The sequence below is a fragment of the Thalassospira australica genome (assembly GCF_000763295.1).
Classification (GTDB): Bacteria; Pseudomonadota; Alphaproteobacteria; order Rhodospirillales; family Thalassospiraceae; genus Thalassospira; species Thalassospira australica.
In genome coordinates this window covers 629044-648051 of the sequence record NZ_JRJE01000032.1, presented here as the reverse complement: position 1 = coordinate 648051, position 19008 = coordinate 629044, and the positions used below count along the sequence as shown (strand labels likewise).

At 54.8% G+C, this 19008-nt stretch carries 18 protein-coding genes and 1 tRNA gene; 6 read left to right on the top strand and 13 right to left on the bottom strand.

Translation table 11 applies throughout. The features are described from left to right. Nucleotides 1-117: 117 nt before the first annotated feature. Nucleotides 118-327: a DUF1127 domain-containing protein gene (locus JF44_RS0119125; RefSeq protein WP_033070481.1), complete on the top strand. Its 210-nt coding sequence runs from the start codon at nt 118-120 to the stop codon at nt 325-327. A 294-nt stretch (nt 328-621) separates the two neighbouring features. On the opposite strand, the gene JF44_RS0119120 is transcribed toward JF44_RS0119125, so the two are convergent. The 3 genes from JF44_RS0119120 to JF44_RS0119110 form a co-directional block, all read right to left on the bottom strand. After that, on the bottom strand, nt 622-1899 hold the full coding sequence (locus JF44_RS0119120; RefSeq protein WP_033070480.1) for a class I SAM-dependent methyltransferase: 1278 nt from the start codon (nt 1897-1899) through the stop codon (nt 622-624). A 114-nt stretch (nt 1900-2013) separates the two neighbouring features. Next, entirely contained in the window at nt 2014-2994 is a 981-nt protein-coding gene (locus tag JF44_RS0119115) for an NADPH:quinone oxidoreductase family protein (protein WP_033070479.1), read from the bottom strand. A 120-nt stretch (nt 2995-3114) separates the two neighbouring features. Then, nucleotides 3115-3420, bottom strand: coding sequence for a hypothetical protein (locus tag JF44_RS0119110; protein WP_033070478.1), 306 nt, complete (start codon nt 3418-3420; stop codon nt 3115-3117). A 351-nt stretch (nt 3421-3771) separates the two neighbouring features. Between JF44_RS0119110 and JF44_RS0119105 the strand changes: the two genes are divergently transcribed. Continuing rightward, nucleotides 3772-3861, top strand: a tRNA-Ser gene (locus tag JF44_RS0119105). A gap of 265 nt (nt 3862-4126) precedes the next feature. On the opposite strand, the gene JF44_RS0119100 is transcribed toward JF44_RS0119105, so the two are convergent. Further along, nucleotides 4127-4636: a MarR family winged helix-turn-helix transcriptional regulator gene (locus JF44_RS0119100; RefSeq protein WP_033070477.1), complete on the bottom strand. Its 510-nt coding sequence runs from the start codon at nt 4634-4636 to the stop codon at nt 4127-4129. 108 nt (nt 4637-4744) lie between these two features. On the opposite strand from JF44_RS0119100, the gene JF44_RS0119095 reads away from it, so the two are divergent. Both JF44_RS0119095 and JF44_RS0119090 read left to right on the top strand, forming a co-directional pair. Beyond that, nucleotides 4745-5635 (top strand): EamA family transporter, encoded by an 891-nt coding sequence (locus JF44_RS0119095; RefSeq protein ID WP_033070476.1) that lies wholly within the window; start codon nt 4745-4747, stop codon nt 5633-5635. A 40-nt stretch (nt 5636-5675) separates the two neighbouring features. Next, nucleotides 5676-6341, top strand: coding sequence for an NAD(P)-dependent oxidoreductase (locus JF44_RS0119090; RefSeq protein WP_033070475.1), 666 nt, complete (start codon nt 5676-5678; stop codon nt 6339-6341). A 53-nt stretch (nt 6342-6394) separates the two neighbouring features. Here JF44_RS0119090 and JF44_RS0119085 read toward each other — a convergent pair whose 3' ends face one another. From JF44_RS0119085 to JF44_RS0119050, 8 genes are all read right to left on the bottom strand, one after another. Continuing rightward, a complete protein-coding gene (locus tag JF44_RS0119085; RefSeq protein WP_033070474.1) occupies nt 6395-7177 on the bottom strand; it encodes a pyrroline-5-carboxylate reductase in 783 nt (260 codons plus the stop codon). Further along, nucleotides 7174-7773: an RNA 2',3'-cyclic phosphodiesterase gene (gene thpR, locus JF44_RS0119080; protein ID WP_238318509.1), complete on the bottom strand. Its 600-nt coding sequence runs from the start codon at nt 7771-7773 to the stop codon at nt 7174-7176. The genes JF44_RS0119085 and thpR overlap by 4 nt, the downstream gene beginning before the upstream one ends. Nucleotides 7774-7862: 89 nt before the next feature. Further along, the gene (locus tag JF44_RS0119075; RefSeq protein ID WP_033070473.1) at nt 7863-8729 is read right to left on the bottom strand and encodes a pirin family protein; all 867 of its coding nucleotides are present in this window, start codon (nt 8727-8729) and stop codon (nt 7863-7865) included. A gap of 87 nt (nt 8730-8816) precedes the next feature. Next, a complete protein-coding gene (locus tag JF44_RS0119070; protein ID WP_033070472.1) occupies nt 8817-9857 on the bottom strand; it encodes an NADP(H)-dependent aldo-keto reductase in 1041 nt (346 codons plus the stop codon). 162 nt (nt 9858-10019) lie between these two features. After that, nucleotides 10020-11138, bottom strand: a complete 1119-nt coding sequence (locus tag JF44_RS0119065) for an FIST signal transduction protein (RefSeq protein ID WP_033070471.1) — start codon at nt 11136-11138, stop codon at nt 10020-10022. 165 nt (nt 11139-11303) lie between these two features. Next, nucleotides 11304-12008, bottom strand: a complete 705-nt coding sequence (locus tag JF44_RS0119060) for a J domain-containing protein (protein ID WP_033070470.1) — start codon at nt 12006-12008, stop codon at nt 11304-11306. A gap of 256 nt (nt 12009-12264) precedes the next feature. Beyond that, nucleotides 12265-12618 carry a hypothetical protein gene (locus tag JF44_RS0119055; protein WP_156111723.1) on the bottom strand — a complete coding sequence of 118 codons (354 nt, stop codon included), beginning with the start codon at nt 12616-12618 and terminating at the stop codon, nt 12265-12267. Nucleotides 12619-12973: 355 nt separating this feature from the next. Further along, a complete protein-coding gene (locus JF44_RS0119050) occupies nt 12974-13684 on the bottom strand; it encodes an arylesterase (RefSeq protein ID WP_033070468.1) in 711 nt (236 codons plus the stop codon). 252 nt (nt 13685-13936) lie between these two features. Between JF44_RS0119050 and JF44_RS0119045 the strand changes: the two genes are divergently transcribed. Beyond that, complete coding sequence (locus JF44_RS0119045) at nt 13937-14626, top strand: ABC transporter ATP-binding protein (protein WP_033070723.1); 690 nt, start codon at nt 13937-13939, stop codon at nt 14624-14626. Further along, nucleotides 14623-17181, top strand: coding sequence for an ABC transporter permease (locus JF44_RS0119040; protein ID WP_033070467.1), 2559 nt, complete (start codon nt 14623-14625; stop codon nt 17179-17181). Before JF44_RS0119045 ends, JF44_RS0119040 begins: the two co-directional genes overlap by 4 nt. 90 nt (nt 17182-17271) lie before the next feature. Here the strand turns inward: JF44_RS0119040 and JF44_RS0119035 are convergent, their stop codons facing one another. Beyond that, nucleotides 17272-18888: an acyl-CoA synthetase gene (locus JF44_RS0119035; protein ID WP_033070466.1), complete on the bottom strand. Its 1617-nt coding sequence runs from the start codon at nt 18886-18888 to the stop codon at nt 17272-17274. Nucleotides 18889-19008 lie beyond the last annotated feature (120 nt).

Genomic DNA, 19008 nt, shown 5'->3' with positions numbered 1-19008 from the left:
TTGAGCGCAAGTGTTTTTAGGCGTAACTCAGGGTTTAACGACATTACACATACGCATCATCGATGCTTGGGCCGCTGAATTGTTGAGAGCTGGCCTGGATTTAAAAGGAATGAGATCATGGTCGCAATCACCAAAGAAACTGCCGCGTTCGTTGCACCACGTCACAGCGACGGTGTTGCCAGCCTGCTGGACCTGCCTCGTGAATGGCTGAAGCGCCACGCCCTGCGTCAGGAGCTTGCAGTTATGGACAGCCGCATCCTGCGCGATATCGGCTGGAACGCATATGACGCACGCAAAGAAGCCGCAAAGCCGTTCTGGAAAGCGTAAATCGCGCAAGCGCGCACAACAGAGTATTTTGTCATGCAGAACAATGTTTCCCCGCTGCAGGGTGCACTTACCTTCCCGCTCACGGTGCTGATCGAAGCGCTGATGGATGCGTGGAAAGGTCTGAGCCTGAAATAAGCCCGTACGACTGATCCCTGAACGCATGTTTTGGCTCCCCCCGCCGAAACATGCGTAATTGGGTTCAGATCCTAAAATGCCGGTTGCACCCCCTGCGACCGGCATTTTTTTTGTCCTGGGCGAAGGGCCCCGTGCGCAAACGCACGAATATCGCCAGACCTACTTTTTGTCGGAATAGCGCAGATACATCAGGTTTGCAGCATTGAGAACGGAATACATCACCGCAAATTGCGCGTTGAATTCAAACTTTTCCGGTTTGGGATCGAACATCTCGTAGATTTCACCAATCGAGCGCTTGCCATCAATCCGCGACAGGATTGCCGGTGATGCCGAGGGCATGGTGCGGGTCACCGCAAGGCCGGTAAAGGTGATCTTGATGTTGCCGGTTTTGGCAACAGAGCGCGCCAATGCCGCCCCGTCAACACGGGTAAAGAAAGGGATGGCATCCTGGGACGGAACCGGTGGCTTGACCTTGTTTTTGGCCTTTACGACGTAAAAGGTGTGTTTGGTGATGTTGCCAGCCATTAGTTCGGCAAGGGCGGCACGTTCGCGAAATGGCACATGCATCGCGCGGTCCAGCACATCATGACGCGAACAATAGGTTGTCGGGTCATAGCGCATCGGTTCGATAAAGTTCTGCAGACGCAATCCGGCCTTTTCAACGAAATCAAACACTTCATCAACGCGGTAGGCACGATCCTGCTGATGAAGCAAAAGGTCATAAAACCCGGCATCCCCACCATGGATGTGATCACCAACAAAGGGATTTCGTTTGAGCCAATTGGTGCCCGGCAGGGAATTAAACAGGGCCTTGCCGAAATTCAGGCGTCTTGATCCGCCCGCCTCGGCATTGAGGCGTTCCATCATTTCCTGCATGTGATAGACGCCCTGACGGCCCAACTCGCCATAGACCATCAACCCCATGCCACCGTTGGGTTTGAGCGAGTCGGTCAAGGCTTTCAGCCCGGCATCGGGGTCTGGCAAATGATGAAGCACACCACAGCAATCAATATAGTCAAACGGGCCATATTCAGAGGCCTGATCAACAAATGATCCGGTGACGAAGGTGACGTTTTTTTCAAGGCCGCGACGCTTGATCCGGGCTTCGGCAATTTCGCGCGAGGTTTCAGACAGATCAATATAAACGATATCTGCCTTGACCTTGCGGTCGCGCGCCTGCTGGGCCAGCATTACCAGCGCATCGCCGGTGCCCCCGCCAGCAACCAGAATTCTGATTTTACCGCTTTTGGTTTGGGCCGTGGGATCACGCCCGCCAAAGACAAAATGAACAACTTCGTCCCAGTTTCCCGGCGAGCCCGTGATCAGGCGCTTATCCTCGTCCTCCGGGTTTCGTGCCGGATAGGGATATGTTTCGTACTGATCACGGGTCTTGGCAGACGATTGCACCGCATCAGGCGTATTTTTGTCGTCAGGCATTAAAGCACATTCCGGCAGAGAGGTGGTTGGGACGCGACCATCCTATACCAACGATTTAATTAAGAAAATCCGACAGTTCATCCATTGGAACGTATTGCTTCAATTAAGCGCCCCCTAGACCCGGATGACAAGCTTCCCGGTCGCAGAACGGTCACGAATGGCATCAAGTGCTTTCATCGCATCATCAAGCGCATAAACCGCCGATATCATCGGATTGATGGCCCCGGATTTCAGAAGACCCAGTAATTCTGTCATGCCCTGGCAGGCGACATCCGGGTTTTGTTCAAGATAGGCGCCGAAGTAAAAGCCAATTGCCGTGACATTCTTGACCAGCAGAATATTGGCCGGAATTTGCGGCACCGTCCCGCTGGCAAAACCGATCAAAAGCATACGCGCCCCCGGTGCCACGCAGCGCAGGCTTTGATCAAAGACATCCCCGCCAACCGGATCATAAACAACATCGACGCCCTTGGGCTGCCCAAGTGTTGCCGTGATGTCGCGAACACGATCACGGATGTTGTCAGATTTATAATCGATGACATGATCCGCGCCATGATCGCGCGCGATCTGGCATTTATCTGCCCCACCGGCTGTTGCGATGACGGTTGCCCCCAGCAATTTGGCACATTCGACCGCGGTTAATCCGACCCCGCCGGCCGCACCATGGATCAGCACAATCTCGCCCGGCTTAAGATCGGCGCGATACTTCAAGGCAAACCAGCTTGTACCGTAGGCGATTTGAAATGCGGCAGACTGATTGAAATCCACGTCCCCGACAAGCGGGGTGACAAGGGCGGCATCGGTAACAACGCGCTCGGCAAATCCGCCCCAATCGGGCAAGGCCATCACCGCATCACCGGGCTTAAGATGGGTCACCCCGTCGCCCACTGCATGGACGGTGCCGCTGACCTCAAAGCCGGGCGAAAACGGCCCGGTCGGGCGTTTTTGATATGTGCCTTTCAGGATCAGGGTATCGGCGAAATTAACCCCGCAGGCCCGGACATCAATCACCACCTGCCCCGGCTTTGCCACCGGATCGGGGGCATCAATCAGTTTGGGGGCTTCACCAAATGCGTTGGAAATCCACGCCTTCATCCCTGCTTCCTGTTTCTTGTTGTGTCACATGCGCACAGTGTGGCGACTGCGCCAAGCACAGACAAGCCGACATTGGGCTAAACACGCCCGATGCAGGGTAAAAATCAGGAAAAGGAAATGTCAGAAAATGCGCTGTCGTTTGCGTTTGCGGGTCAGCAACAACAGGATCACGGATGGCACCAGCAAAACCACAAGTGCCGGTGCAAGCAGGACCGGCACAAACACTGTGTCCCAGATCCAGACGGAAATGTAGCGCTGAATGACCGATTGCAGCAGGTTCAGGCTTCCGGCATCAAGGCGATACCAGAGCTCACCGGCGGCGACCAGTCGAAAGCTTCCTGTTTGAAGGGCTGTGATGGAGTCATCAACCAGCACCGCGATGCTGGCAAAGAGCAGGACCCACCCCAACGCCCGGAAAAACCACATTATCGTCTCCAAACTACCTGTAAGGGTTGGTATATTAGTAAATTACACCTGCACCCTAACGGGTCAGGACCACCAGCGTAAAGGTCTGCATCCAAAGATGTCTGTTACACGTGATGGCAAACAACCCTGACCTGAAACCTTACGGATGAGACATCAACAAGAAGTAAAGATTATCGAAAAGCATTCATTTCCAACGACTTCAGCCTGATCATCCTGCACTGGCGACGCAGTTTCACAGGCACAGTTCGCATGATTACAGCAAAGTGAAAAAAGAGGCTGATTGGCCCTTGTCAAGCGCGGGCGTCTCGGCTAATGTCCGCCCGCTTTCGCGATATAGACAAGATCGCATGTGGAGAGGTGGCCGAGTGGTTTAAGGCGCACGCCTGGAAAGCGTGTTGGGGTGTAAGCCCCTCAGGGGTTCGAATCCCCTCCTCTCTGCCACTGATTTGAAAAGCATTTTCCAAGCCATACAGACAAGACCATCCAGCGCATAACGTTGTGAACGGTGCTGAGTGCCATGCATTTGGCGCGGTTCCTGACGGCAGCCATTGCGTTCGCGCACTGCATACCGCGCACGCCATCGTTCGCAATGACAATGGTAGGCTGATCGCCCGAGCCGAACAGGCGGATGGATCGGGCAGGTATGCGTTTGAAATCACAGGCTTTAAACTTTTAAGTCCCAGGATCGTTTATGATTGATCGCGGGTTAAAGTTCAGAGTCTGAGTTCATCGCCGCCAGCCATTTACGCAAAAGACCATCAAGTTGTTCACGTTCGTCACGGCTTAGCCCCTCGAGCATGCGGTGCTGATTGGCGACATGATCGGTGACAGCAGCATCAATCAGCTCAAACCCCTGATCCGTAAGCGCAATAACAAAGCCACGGCCATCATCCGGGTTGCGCTTGCGTGTGACCAGCCCCGCCTTTTCCAGTTTATCCAGACGGTTGGTCATGGTGCCCGATGTCACCATCGTCCAATCAATCAGGTCTGACGGGCTGAGCGCAAAGGGTGGGCCGGATCGGCGTAATGTGGCGAGAACATCAAAGCTTGCCGGCGACAGATCGTATTTCTTGAACACACGTTCATGTTCAGCACTCAGTCGATTGCGCAGCCGCCCAACCCGGCCAATCACGCCCATTTGCGCAACATCAAGATCGGGGCGTTCGCGGCGCCATTGCGCCAGGATACGGTCAATTTTGTCGGGTATGTTTTCCATGGTTTGAAGTCATGCCGAAAATTTATCTTGACGTCAAGATTTATGAAAGTATCTTGACGTCAAGATTTATGAAAGTATCTTGACGTCAAGATAAATGGAGAAGCCACCATGAACCGAACAACCGATTTATTCCTGACCGCGATTGCGCCGGTCATCTGGGGCAGCAGCTATATCGTTGCCACCGAACTGTTGCCGCATGGATATCCGCTGACCGTTTCTTTGTTGCGCGCCCTGCCGGCCGGTCTGATCCTGTTGCTTGTTGTCCGCCAATTGCCGCCTGCCGGCTGGCGCGGACGGGTCTTGATCTTGGGCGCGCTGAATTTTGCCGTGTTCTGGTCAATGTTATTTGTCGCGGCCTATCGCCTGCCGGGCGGGGTTGCCGCAACCCTTGGTGCCGTGCAGCCGTTGCTTGTGCTGTTTCTGGCCCGCTTTGCCCTGGGCAATACGATCACGGTGCTTGGCATCATTGCTGCCCTGTCGGGATTGATTGGTGTGGCGATGCTGGTGCTGGGCCCAACGGCAAGCCTTGATCCCATTGGCATTATCGCCGCCCTGCTTGGTGCGGCATCCATGGCGGCCGGTACCGTTTTGACCCGCAAGTGGCAGCCGCCGGTATCGCCGCTGACCTTTACCGCCTGGCAATTGACCGCGGGTGGTTTGCTTTTGATCCCTGTTGCGCTGATCGTCGAGCCGGGCTTTCCGATGCCGACCCTGACCAATCTGGCCGGCCTGATTTGGCTGGGCCTGATTGGGGCGGCGCTCACCTATTACCTGTGGTTTCGTGGCATTGCGCGGCTTGGTCCAACCACGGTGACAAGCTTTGGCTTTCTCAGCCCGACCAGCGCGGTGTTGCTTGGCTGGTTCGTTCTGGGCGAAGCGCTTTCAACCCTTCAGATCACAGGCGTTGTCGTTGTCCTGATCAGCATCTGGCTTGGTCAGCGGGCGGCAGCGACACCAACCCCTGCACCGCAAGACATTCCAACCCCTCGCACCACCTGAAATCAATTTTGAAGCCCCGCATACAATAAGGAACAGCCCCATGAAAATTGTCATCTTTGGCGCCACTGGCGATGTTGGCAGCGCCACAATCCTTGAAGCCGTTCACCGCGGCAATGACGTTACCGCCGTTGCGCGCAATGCCAATAAACTGGCAGCCCTGCCCGATCAGGTGGAACGTGAAAGCCTTGATGTGCTGACCCAGCCCGCAAAAGTTGCGGAACTGATGGCACGCCATGATATTGCCATCAGCGCCCTTCGCCCCGCCAGCGGATCAGAAGGATTGCTGGTAGATATGAGCCAGATTTTGCTCGATGCGGCACGCAAAACCAAAACCCCGATCTATTTGACCGGCGGAGCGGCGACCCTGAAGCTGGCTGATGGCAGCGGGCATACGGTGTTAAGCGCGCCGGGCTTCCTGCCCGATGCCGTTCGCCCGATTGCAAAGGCCTGTGCGGCGCAGGATGCGCTGTTTGATCAGTATGAAGACGTGCAATGGACCTGCCTGCGTCCGCCCGCGATGCTGTTTTCCGGTGAGAAGACCGGTCACTACGTGCGCGGCACCGATACGCTGATTCCCGACCATGACGGGATGGCACGGATTTCCTTTGCCGATTTCGGAGTGGCGATGGTTGATCTGGTGGAGGACGACACGCCCACCCAGCAGCGTTTCACGGTTGGCTATCAAACCCAAGCGGCTGTAGCCTGAGCCAATGCCCCCAAACAGGCCCGGTATCATCCGCCTGTTTGGGGGTTATTGTTTTAGCCGCCTTTAGAGGCGGCCTTGACCCGGGCAAAGACTTCATCAAGGGCTGTATGGATGGCCGCACCGCCCTTTTCACGCAGGAAAGTTTGCGCGACCTGATCATTAAGGCCGCCTGCAGTGATGTGGCCTTCGTAAAGATCGGCAAAGCCTTGATCGGGGGATTTGGCGGTATTTTCGGAAAGGCCGGCAAAAAGAGCGGCCAGATAACGCCGGGCATCGGCATAATCCGAGCCCTGCGCCACCATCCATTGCGCCGCATTTTCCAGCACCGTGAAATAGGTCCCCATCAGGGCGCTTCCGGTGGCATAGCCATCAAAGGCATCAATGGTTTTGGCCGCAACCGCCCCGCCCAGTTTTTCAAAAAGCGCCATAACATCAGGTGAGCCAGGGTAAACCGCAGTAACACAGCTATGATGTTCGACCGGGGGCAACGGGATCGCCCGGTCAAACCGGGCATCGGTATCAAGCCATGCCTTCATATCGGCAATCGGAATGGTGGCGATCAGGCTAACGACCTTTTTGTCATCAGGCATGTGAAGGCCTGAGAGGATTTCTTTGCTCAGCTGCGGCAAGACGGCCAAAAAGATCACGTCGGCCTGATCAATGATTGCCTGATTGTCATCTTCGACACGCACGCGGTCAAAATCGGCGGCAAGCTTTTGCGATATATGTTCGCTGCGCCGCGAGACGATGATTTCATCCACCGCGCAATCAGATCTCAGCACGCCGCGAATGACTGCATCGCTGATGGCACCCGTGCCAACAAAGCCAAGTTTCATTGAAAATCCTCTGTTGCAAATTCATCCGCCAAATCCGGTTGCGGGCGGGGTTCGTCCGATCCGTCGTAGGCGGCAATGACGCGAAATTCCGGGCCATCGGTTGTGGAATGGCTTTCATACAAGCAAAAACGATCCACGGTGAACACCCGTGATGTTACGTCCGCATGATCGGCAATGGCTTGCTCGACCGAGGCACGCGCAGCCGTTCGGTTCCGCCCCAGCGTGATATGCGGGGTGAATTTGCGCACATCCATATCCGGGCATTCTTCGAGCGCCAGCAGCGCGTTTTCAACCTTGTTCGCCAATCGGTTCATCACGGGCTGATCTTTCACACCAGCCCAGAAAATGCGGACCTTGCGGCTTGAGGAAAACATATCAAGGCCAGACACCTGCAAATCAAAGGGTTCAAACGCAATCTGCGAGAGCGCCTGATCAATTTCACCGGCCAAGCCCGGATCGACATTGCCGATGAATTTCAGCGTGATGTGCATGTTTTCCGGGGTCTGGGCATCAAGGCCCTTGATCCCGCGCGCAAGTGGATAAAGATCGGTGGCGATATCGTGGGGAATTTCCACACCAACAAATAAACGCATCATGTGGGTATCCAATTCTATCCTGATGGTCCGTTCGGGCGATGCACTGTTCAGCCTGTCTGGCTTTGCCATACTTTGCCAATCTTTGGAGATCAGCCTTTGGACGACACCGGCAATGGCAGAATATCGTCTTCGCCATCGATCTGCGGGAAATTGCCCGATGCCCAATCGGCCTTGGCCTTTTCGATCCGGTCTTTTGAACTGGCGACGAAATTCCACCACAGATGCCGTTTACCCAACGGCAATCCGCCCAGAAGCATCACCCGGCTGTCGCCTTGTGCGACGATATCGGGAATTTCTTCGGGTGCGACATAGACAAAGCTTTCCGGGCCATAGGTTTCGCCGTCAATCGCGACACTGCCCGAAACCACATAAACAGCCCCTTCCTGATTTTCACCGGGCAACAGAAGTTGCGCGCCTTCGTCCATTTGGACATCAAGATAATAAAGCTTGGACTTCACCGGAACCGGGGCGGTTTTGCCAAATGCCTCACCGGCAATCAGACGCATATGAAGACCGGCATCCTCGATGATCGGAAGGTCGTTTTTTGAAACATGATAAAAGGCCGGATCGGATTCTTCTTCGGCCTCGGGAAGGGCGACCCACAGCTGCAGCCCATCAAGTTCATGAACCGAATTGCGCACCGCCGGGGTTTCACGTTCGGAATGGGTGATGCCATGCCCGGCATTCATCCAGTTCAAATCCCCCGGCGTGATTTCAAGGTTGCTGCCCAGACTATCGCGGTGCAGGACCGCGCCCTTGAACAAATAGGTCACGGTTGCAAGGCAAACATGGGGATGGGGGGGAACATCAATGCCATCGCCTGGCTGAAATTCTGCCGGGCCCATATGATCAAAAAACACAAATGGCCCAACCGAACGCACATCACGATGGGGCAGAACGCGGCGCACGGAAAAGGCACCAAGATCGGTTTCCTTGCCAGAAATGAGCTTTACCATGCGCTGCCTCCTTTTAAAGCGGTCGGGTACGGTAGCCCCAAATGGACTACCGTACTTTACGTTATATATGTGCCATCGTGCCGCCGATTAAGGGCAAGGATATGGCCAGGTCTGATGGATGGCTTCAATTTCACTGAGCACATCTTCAGAAAGCGTGATGTTGGCAGAACCGATATTGGTCTTGAGCTGTTCCATGCTGGTCGCGCCAATGATGTTTGACGTCAGGAACGGGCGCGAATTGACATAGGCCAGCGCCATCTGCGACGGATCAAGGCCGTGATCACGGGCAAGCTTTACATAGGCCTCGGTCGATTTGACGCCGTTTTCTTTCAGAAAACGGCCGAAGTACTGCGGCCATTTGGTCACACGTGCACCTTCCGGGCGCGCACCGCCAAGATATTTACCCGACAACGCCCCGCCCCCAAGCGGTGAATAGGCCAGAAGGCCCGCGTCTTCGCGGATGGAACATTCCGCCATGCCGACCTCATATTGGCGGGTCAGCAGGCTGTAGGGGTTCTGAACCGACACAACACGCGGCCAGCCGTTCTTTTCGGCCAGCTCAAGGAACTTCATCAGGCCCCAGGGATTTTCGTTCGACAAGCCGATATGACGGACCTTGCCTGACTTGACCAATTCGTCGAGTGCTTCGAGGCTTTCTTCGATCGGGGTGAAATCCTCGTTCTCGTCATGGACATAGCCAAGCTTGCCAAAGAAGTTGGAATTCCGGTCCGGCCAGTGAAGCTGATAAAGATCGACATAGTCGGTTTTCAGACGCTTGAGCGATCCGTCGATGGCCTCAAAGATTTGCCCACGGGACAAACGCGGACCACCGCGCACATAGGGAAACCGTTCTGCCGGACCGACAATCTTGGTGGCGATCACAAGGTCATCACGACGCCCACGTTTTTCAAGCCAGTTGCCGATGATGGTTTCGGTTTTGGTAAAGGTCTCTTCCATCGCCGGGACCGGATACATTTCGGCGGTGTCGATGAAATTGACTTCGTTGGACGTGGCATAGTCAAGTTGCTCGAAAGCTTCGTCCTGCGTGTTTTGTTGACCCCATGTCATGGTGCCCAGGCAAATAACACTGACATCAATGTCAGTACGCCCCAATCGACGATATTCCATTTAACAATCCCCATTTGCATGGCTGCGCCGCATAGCTGACTGCAGACATGCGTATTTTCACGATGGCTTGAATATATCCGCTCAGGGCCTTGATGAAACCGCCCAAGGTAAAATTTCTTGGCTTTGCAGGTAATTGTCACACCGCAGCACAGGTTAAGCTGGCTACATGAACAGGGTCAGAACGCCGGTATATCCATAAAAGCGGTCGTTGCAGATCTCGCCATTGCCATAAAAACCGGTCAGTGGCAGATCGCCCAATTCATCACGGATGATCATCATTTCACGACTTTCCGTGCCAAACAGATGCGGTCCACGGGCGACACAACTGCAATAAAGCGCACCACGCGGTTTGCCCGGCAGGCGGGTTTGCAATTCGCCCAACATGCGGCGCAAATCCTGTTCGGCGGCAGCGCCATCGCGGCGGACAAAGCGGATGGCATCGCCTGCCTCTACATCATCGCTAATGGCGATCATGTGGTTATGGGGATCAATCCCCATCAGATTGCGCACGACAAAATCACCGGTATCTGATCCGGGGACCATCAGGGCTGCATGATAACGGCCCGATGCCATCGAATGTTCACCACCATCGGATTCAAGTTCTTCCTTCAGCACATCAAGCGCGGGGCGATCATCGAGGGTGGAGACAATACCTTCGCGGCCTTCGGTCACGCGGTGAACCGGGCCCACCGGGGTGCAGGCCTGACTGATGCCGACCTGAACGCTAGTGTTAGCGTCAAACAAAACGCCCGATAACCCGCCACCGACGACACGGTCGGCAATTTGCGGTGCGCCGCGTTCCCCCGATGCAATTCCCCCCACCAGATAGGTCGAGCCCATGCGCGCCAGTTCGGAAAGCTGCCCAAGACTTTCGGGCGCACCGGGATCACCATGCACCAGCCCAAAGATCGGTTGCAGACGATCAATCGCCTTTTGCAAGTCGGGCGCATCCAGATCGGCATCAACCTTGAGCGGTTCGAAAACATGAAAGGCGTCACTGGCAAAGGGCGCGACCATCACCGATGCCGCCGGCACCCCGAAATAGGCACGACCCGACCCGCAGACACCGATACCGACGGTGCCGGTCCAATGTTCGATCGATAACCGGGAACGCAGAAAGGTCAGGATGCTGCCAAGGTCTTCGGCCAATGCTTCGGTGACATACAAAAAAGCCAAGGCCTGTTCTGGTAATGGCTCTTTTTCGAGAAGGTCTGCAAGCTCGGATGCGACCGAGGCCCAGTTTTCACCGCTGGCATGGGCCGCCCGAAATTCTGCCGTCATGCTGTCTCCCGTTGCTGGCTGGTCTTGCGCGCCGATGTTTATCCGGGTATGTGACCCTGTAACGCGTGAACACTATCTAAGCATTGCACCACACCTTCCACAAGGGTTTGCGCAGTCGTGTCTCCCAACTTTCCCCAAAGTTTCCGACATCGGCGCGAACAGGGGTCAGGAAACGTGTTTGCGCAAAATTTCCATCGCGGCATTCAGCTGTGTCATGCGTTGATGCGAACCATAGTTGCTGTCGGGATGGTGAATGGCGGCAAGTACACGGTATTTCGCCCGGATCGCCCGCACATCAGGCCGGGCATTTGGCGCAAAGCCCATGACATGCAGGGCTTCGTTAAAGGTTGTGACGCCACGATCGAGCGGATCGAAGGCCAGATTATCAACGATCTGACGCAAACGTTCGAGTTCTTCGCGCGATTGCAAAAGTTCGACAGGCGGTTCTGCCTGCCGTTTCTTCATCGCCCGTGCTTCTTCAAGGGCAGCACGTTCGGCGGCAAGAACATCTGATTTCTCGATGCGGATATTTACATCACCTGAATCGAAATCAATCGCCATATTCAATGCCTTACGCACAGTGACGACGGAAAATCCCGGCGGCAAACGCAACTGCAGGCGCGGTTTGCGCCGCCACGGGCGCCCTTCTGCCGGGCCGGATTTCAACACAATGGTTTCACGGTCACCCTTGGGCGGGTCCCCCGGGTCCTGATATTCCTCAATCGCCTTTTCCGGTACAATCAGCATGACAGAACGGGCAAGGTCCGCGGCATTCACACCGCGCCGCTCTGCAAGCTGCAAGACAGCATCACGAAAGACTGAAGAACATGGAATGGTATAGGACTGTTTGACAGTTGAAGAGGTCGACACGTAAAATCCTGTTAACTTATTGATTTAAAACATCAAAAATTCAACATCATTCAAACAGTTACCGCCCGCCTGGTGCGATTCAACGCCTGATAACGAAAAGTGTATAGACGGATTCCGCCCCCTGCAACTGCGTTTGCAGTCAAAATTGAATCGCTTCCGATTCATTCACAGCCCCATTTAGCGATCCACATGCAGCACTGAAATCCGATTTCCCTCTCTAGTTCATTGATAAAAAACAATAAATCAAAACACCCGATCAATGAGACAGCATTTTCAGAACATCGAACACCTTAATTTTATCCACAGGCATCGTTAAGATATTGGCCGCACCGTAATTTGACAAGTTATTGATATTAAACGATTTATTTTTCACCCCATGACCCAAATAGGTTAACGCGACAGCTGCACACCGGTCCCTGTGGCAGTAAAATCCATCCTCTGGCAGAGGACCAACGTCATCAAAAACCACGTATGCAGTTAGCGCGGTTATTATTCGGAACATAACCGAAAGTAAATGAGGTGTTAATTTTACATCATTTGCGGTGTTTTCACCCAAAACCGGGCTTTTTTCATCTATTTTCCGGCTTCCTGGATAGCCCGAAAAATCCACTCAAATCATTGATATATATACCATACTTCGACATCAAATGCATCGCAACAGATGCTATACACTGACGAGGTGCATTCGTTTCGGGTTGTTGATGTTTTCTATCTACTTATGCAGTTTTATTGCATGATTCCGCGCCTGAACTTGCAAGGATCAGCGTTCTCGCGAATTTTTATGACCGGCTACGATCAAAGTAACCCATTGGGAACGGGGTGTTTTTTAAAAGGAGCTGTGAAATGCCGGTAATTTGACATGTGCTGCTGGCGCGCATGTCCGCATGTCGCGGATCACGTCGCAAACATCCATGCTGACATTAAGGGATTTAGGGCAGCCTCAGGAGCAAGCCGAAACTCGGGGTCTAGGAAGCGTCCCCGTTCAGCAGATCGATCACGTCAGGCAGAATGCGTTTGACGATGACCTCAACCCCATCGGCATTGGGATGCATGCCGTCATCCTGATTAAGATCGGGTTCTGCTGCGACGCCATCAAGGAAAAACGGATATAAATCAATCTGGTATCGGCCAGACAGGTCGGAGTAGATGCTGTTGAACTCTGCGCCATAGGTCTTGCCCATATTGGGCGGCGCCATCATGCCCGCCAACAAGACCTTTACATCCTTGGCACGCAGGTTTTCGATGATCTGGGCCAGATTTTCACGGGTTTGCGATGGTTCAATGCCGCGCAGGGCATCGTTTGCACCAAGTTCCAGCAAGACGGCATCGGGTTTATCAACAAGCGCCCAGTCCAAGCGTGCAAGCCCGGCCGCCGTAGTATCGCCCGAGACAGAACTGTTGACCACCTGAACGTCGTATCCGGCATCCTTTAAGGCGGCCTGGAGCTTGGGTGCAAAGCCATCCTCATGAGACAGGCCATATCCTGCCATCAGGCTATCACCAAACAAAACAAGGGTTTGCGGCGTTTCGTCTGCGCTTTGAGCATGGCTTTTTGCCCCGCCAAGGGTGGCAATCGTCAGGCCGGTCAATGCAATGAGCGCCAGGGTGCGCAGGTGCGCTGTCAGTGTTTGCGTGAACTTGATTACAGTACGACCTTGCCCAAACGCCAAATTCATTACAACTCTCACCATAATTATGCCGCATCCTTGCCCGAATGGTTAACAACCGTTTACCCTTGGGCTGCGCATTCCAACGATAAGATGCATGAGGCCAAGGCCTACGCACCAAGGTTGAACCAAAAACGTCCTGACCCGTAAACCTATGTAACCTGCTTTGTTGATCTTGCAACAGACAACCCGATAGGACCAGAAATGAGTGTGACCGAAACCACGACGATACCGGAACAAAATGTCGTCGCGTCTGGTGAAATGCCAAAAAAGACAATTGATGTGCAAAACCTGAAACTGCGGCTTCAGGGCCCGGCCGGGATTGTTGAAATTCTAAAAGGGGTTGATCTGTCGATTGGCGCGGGCGAGCGGGTATCACTGGTCGGACCATCCGGATCCGGCAAAACATCGCTTTTGATGGTTATTGCCGGACTGGAACAAGCCCAGGAAGGTGTGGTGAAGGTCTGCGATAATGATCTGCGCGCCCTGGATGAAGACGGGCTGGCATTGTATCGCCGTCACCATGTCGGCATCGTGTTTCAGGACTTCCATCTGATCCCGACCATGAGCGCACTGGAAAACGTTGCACTTCCGATGGAGTTTGCCGGGCGCAGCGACGCCTTCGAAAAGGCACGCGCGGAACTTGAACTTGTCGGACTTGGGCATCGCACCGATCACCACCCCGGCCAACTGTCCGGTGGCGAGCAACAGCGCGTGGCACTGGCCCGTGCATTGGCAACCGATCCCGAGCTTCTGCTGGCTGATGAGCCAACCGGAAACCTTGATGGCACGACAGGTGAAACGATTATTGAATTGCTGTTTGATCTTACCAAACGGCGCGGGTCCACATTGCTTTTGATTACCCATGATCCTGCACTGGCCAAGCGGTGTGACCGCACGGTGATGCTGCGCGATGGTGAAATCGTTTCGCAACTGGAATCGCAATCATGAGCACATCTGTCCCTTCCTCAGAAGGTGCGGACCGCCTTTGGTCCATTGCCTGGCGGGTTTGTCGGCGCGAGTTGCGCGGCGGGCTGTCGGGCTTTCGTATTTTTCTGGCCTGTCTGGCACTTGGCGTTGGTGCGATTGCGGCAGTCGGAAACGTTTCGGAATCCGTTCTATCGGCACTTGAACGTGACGGGCGGAAGCTTTTGGGTGGCGATGTCGAGCTGCGCCTGACCCATCAGGAAGCCACCCCCGATCAGATCGACTGGTTGCGCGCCAACACCGAACGGGTTGCCGAACTGGCCACCATGCGCACCACGGCCTATGGCCCGGATCAACGGCGTTTGGTGGAGCTTAAGGCTGTTGATGAGGTCTATCCGCTGTTTGGCGAGATGGCGCTTGCCGATGGTATCGCCTTTGACGGCGCGCTTGATAAAAAGGACGGCGTTTGGGGGGCTGTGACCGAGGCCGGCTTGCTTGAGCGGCTTAACATCACTGTTGGGGATACGGTTGCCCTTGGCGACATTGATGTTCAGATCCGTGGTGTGATTGCGACCGAGCCCGACAAGGCGGTTGGATTTTTCAATTTCGGCCCACGCCTGATGATGTCGATGGACGGATTGATGGAGACCGGGCTGGTGCAGCCAGGCAGCCTGATCCGTTATTATTACGCTTTGGATATCAATGACAACGAAACCCCGACCGCGTTTCGTGAACGCCTTGAAAATCAGTTTGAAGACGCGGGATGGCGCATTCGTGATACCGCCAATGCCAATCCGGGCCTGAAGCGGTTTATTGAACGCCTGACGCTGTTTCTGACATTGGTCGGGCTTTCGGCACTTCTGGTTGGCGGCATTGGGGTTGCCAATGCCGTGCGCAGCCATATCGAAAGCAAAACATCCATTATTGCCACCCTTAAATCCATTGGCGCATCACATGGATTGGTCTTGCGGATTTACTTCCTGCAGATCCTTGTTCTTGCGCTGATCGGGATTGGGATCGGGCTTTTGATCGGGGCTGTAACACCGGCAATAATCGCACCGCTCCTGTCCGGGCGGCTGCCAATCGATGTGACGCTGGGCCCGGCATTGCCATCACTGATCATTGCAACCAGCTTTGGGATTTTGACCACACTGGTCTTTGCCTTGCCGTCCCTGTTGCGGGCACGGGAAATTCCCGCAGCACGCCTTTTCCGCGCCAGTGCGGGCCTGTTTAACGGAAGCCCGGTGCGCAAGCGCGACCTGCCCTATATCGGCGTTCCGCTTGTGATGTTGCTGGTTTTGACTGTGCTAACCGCGACCGACAAGGCGATTGCCCTTGGCTTTATTGGCGGGTCTGCTGCGGCTGTGGTGATTTTCACCTATGCCGGGAAAAGCATTGTATCCTTATCGAAACGAATGATCACAGGGCGCAGTGCCTTTTCGCGGCTTGCGCTGGCCAACCTGCACCGTCCGGGGGCAAGCACCGTACCGGTGGCATTGTCACTTGGTTTGGGTTTGACATTGCTGGTGACGATTTCCGGGATCGAGGGCAACCTTGATAACGAGATCAATGAAAATCTGCCGGACTCTGCCCCGGCCTTCTTCTTTCTGGATATCCGGCCAGACCAGATGGACCCGTTCCGTGAACAGCTCCTGGCAAAGGATAACGTTTCGGATATCGAACAAACACCCATGTTGCGCGGTCGCGTGACCGCCGTTGACGGGGTTGACTCCAATGATGTCGGACCGGGCGATGACCGATGGTTCCTGCGTGGGGATCGCGGCCTGACCTTTGCGGCCACCGCACCACCGGAAACCAAACTGGTGCGCGGCGAATGGTGGCCTGCTGATTACAATGATGCGTCCAAACCGCTGGTATCAATCAGTGCCGATATCGGCCGGGCCTTTGAACTTGAGCCGGGCGATACCCTGACCATCAATGTTCTGGGTCGCGACATCACCGCCGAGGTCGCCAACTGGCGCGAAATCGAATGGCAAAGCCTGAGGATGAATTTCGCGATGGTGTTTTCACCGGGCCTGATCGACAAGGCACCCTATAGCCTGATCGCCACCGCCCATATGCCACGCGAAATGGAAGAACCGGTGGATCGCATGATCGGGTTGGACTTCCCGAATGTCTCGGCCATTCGGGTGCGCGAAGCACTTGAAGCGGCCAATGCCATTCTGGCCGGGATCGGCACGGCGCTTAATGCGACCAGCATGATTGCCATTGTTGCCGGTGTTCTTGTTCTTGCCGGGGCCGTGGCAGCGGGGCGGCGCAAGCGCATCTATGATGCCGTGGTTCTGAAAACCCTTGGCGCGACGCGGGCCAATATTCTGTATGCCTATGCACTGGAATACGGGATTTTGGGGCTTTCGACCGGGGTCATTGCCGCCTTTGTCGGGTCACTGGCCGCCTGGTCAGTATTGGTCCTGATCATGGGGGCCAATTGGGTACTGTTGCCGATGACGATCATCGGGCCAATTGCCATTGGCCTGTTTGCAACACTTGCCGCTGGTTTCGTTGGCACGTGGCAGGCGCTCCGTAGTCCGGCGGCACCGATGCTGCGGAACGAGTGATCAGGGCTTCAGATATTAAGAAACAAAACAGGGCCGGCTCCAGATGGGGTCGGCCCTGTTTTTCATTGGTATCTGTTCCGTAATGGTACGTCAGGCAATATCACGCAGTGCCCGCCGAACGACCTTGCCAGTGGTTGTCATCGGCAATTGATCGAGGAAGGTAATCTCGCGGGGGTATTCGTGCGCTGCGAGACGGGTTTTGACGAAATTCTTGATGTCGTCTTCAAGATCGGCACTTTGGGCAAAATCATCGGCCAGAACGACAAAGGCCTTTACGATCTGTCCACGCTGATCATCGGGTTTGCCAATCACACCAGCCATACGCACAGCAGGATGAGCGATCAGGCAATCTTCGATTTCGCCGGGGCCAATGCGATAGCCCGCCGAACTGATCACATCATCATCGCGCCCGACAAAGCGGATATACCCATCCGCGTCAAAACAGCCCATATCACCGGTCAAAAGCCATTCACCGACAAACTTGTCACGGGTGGCATCCGGGTTGCGCCAATATTCAAGGAACATCACCGGATCGGGCGCACGCACGGCAATACGCCCCATTTCACCTGCGGGCAGGACATTGCCCCCCAAATCAATCACCGCAACCTCATGCCCGGGCACCGGACGGCCCATCACGCCGGGTTTTGGATTCATGATCGACTGACAGGAGCTGACCACCATGTTGCATTCGGTCTGGCCATAAAACTCGTTGATGGTGACGCCAAACACCTGACGCCCCCAATCAAGAAGTTCTGAGCCAAGCGTCTCACCACCGCTTGCAATCGAACGAAGTTTAAAATTGAATTTTTGCGCTGTCTTATCGCCCGAAGCCCGCATCATCTTTAGCGCGGTTGGCGGCAGGAAGGTATTGCGCACCCCGTATTCGGCCATCAGACGAAAGGCCTCCTCGGGGGTGAATTTTTCAAACCGATGGGCAACGACCGGCACACCATGATGCCACGCTGGCAGCAACACATCCAAAAGGCCGCCAATCCACGCCCAGTCGGCAGGCGTCCACATGACGTCGCCCTGTTCGGGGAAGAAATCATGGGACATCTCCACACCGGGCAAATGGCCCAACAACACACGGTGCGCATGAAGCGCGCCTTTGGGCTGTCCAGTGGTGCCGGAGGTGTAAATGATCAGCGCCGGTTCATCGGCACGCGTCTTGACCGGTTCAAATTCGTCACTGGCCTCTGACGACAACGCCTTGAAGTCAAAGCAGTTATCAGGCGCGCCATCAATGACATAGACATATTCAAGGGCCGGAAGCAGATCGCGAATTTCCGCAATCTTTGCCGCCCCGGCCTTATCGGTCACAAGCGCCTTGGCCGCGCAATTGCCCAGCCGATATTCCAGCGCATCCACCCCAAACAGCGTAAAGAGCGGCACCGCAATACAGCCCATTTTATAGGTCGCAACATGGGAAATGGCGGTTTCGGGGCTTTGCGGCAGTAAAATCCCGACCCGATCACCGCGCCGAATACCATGACGGCGCATGACATTGGCAAAACGGTTCGACAGGCGTTTGATCTGTAAAAATGTGTAGTCGCGACGCGACCCATTGCGTCTGCGGTGCATCAATGCAAGACGATCCGGGTCATCTGCCCATTTGTCACATACATCGACGCCAATATTAAAATAAGTTGGTATGTCCCAGACAAAGTCTGAGCGTACCGTCGCATAATCGCTACGGCTGGCCAGCATGATTCCTCCCTGAATTCGCCGCTGTTCTTTATTTCTTTTTAGATGCGGCAAATGTTGCGCAGCATGCTAGTGGCAAACGGTTCGAATTGGAAGGTCAGAGTACACATCGCGAAAAACGCA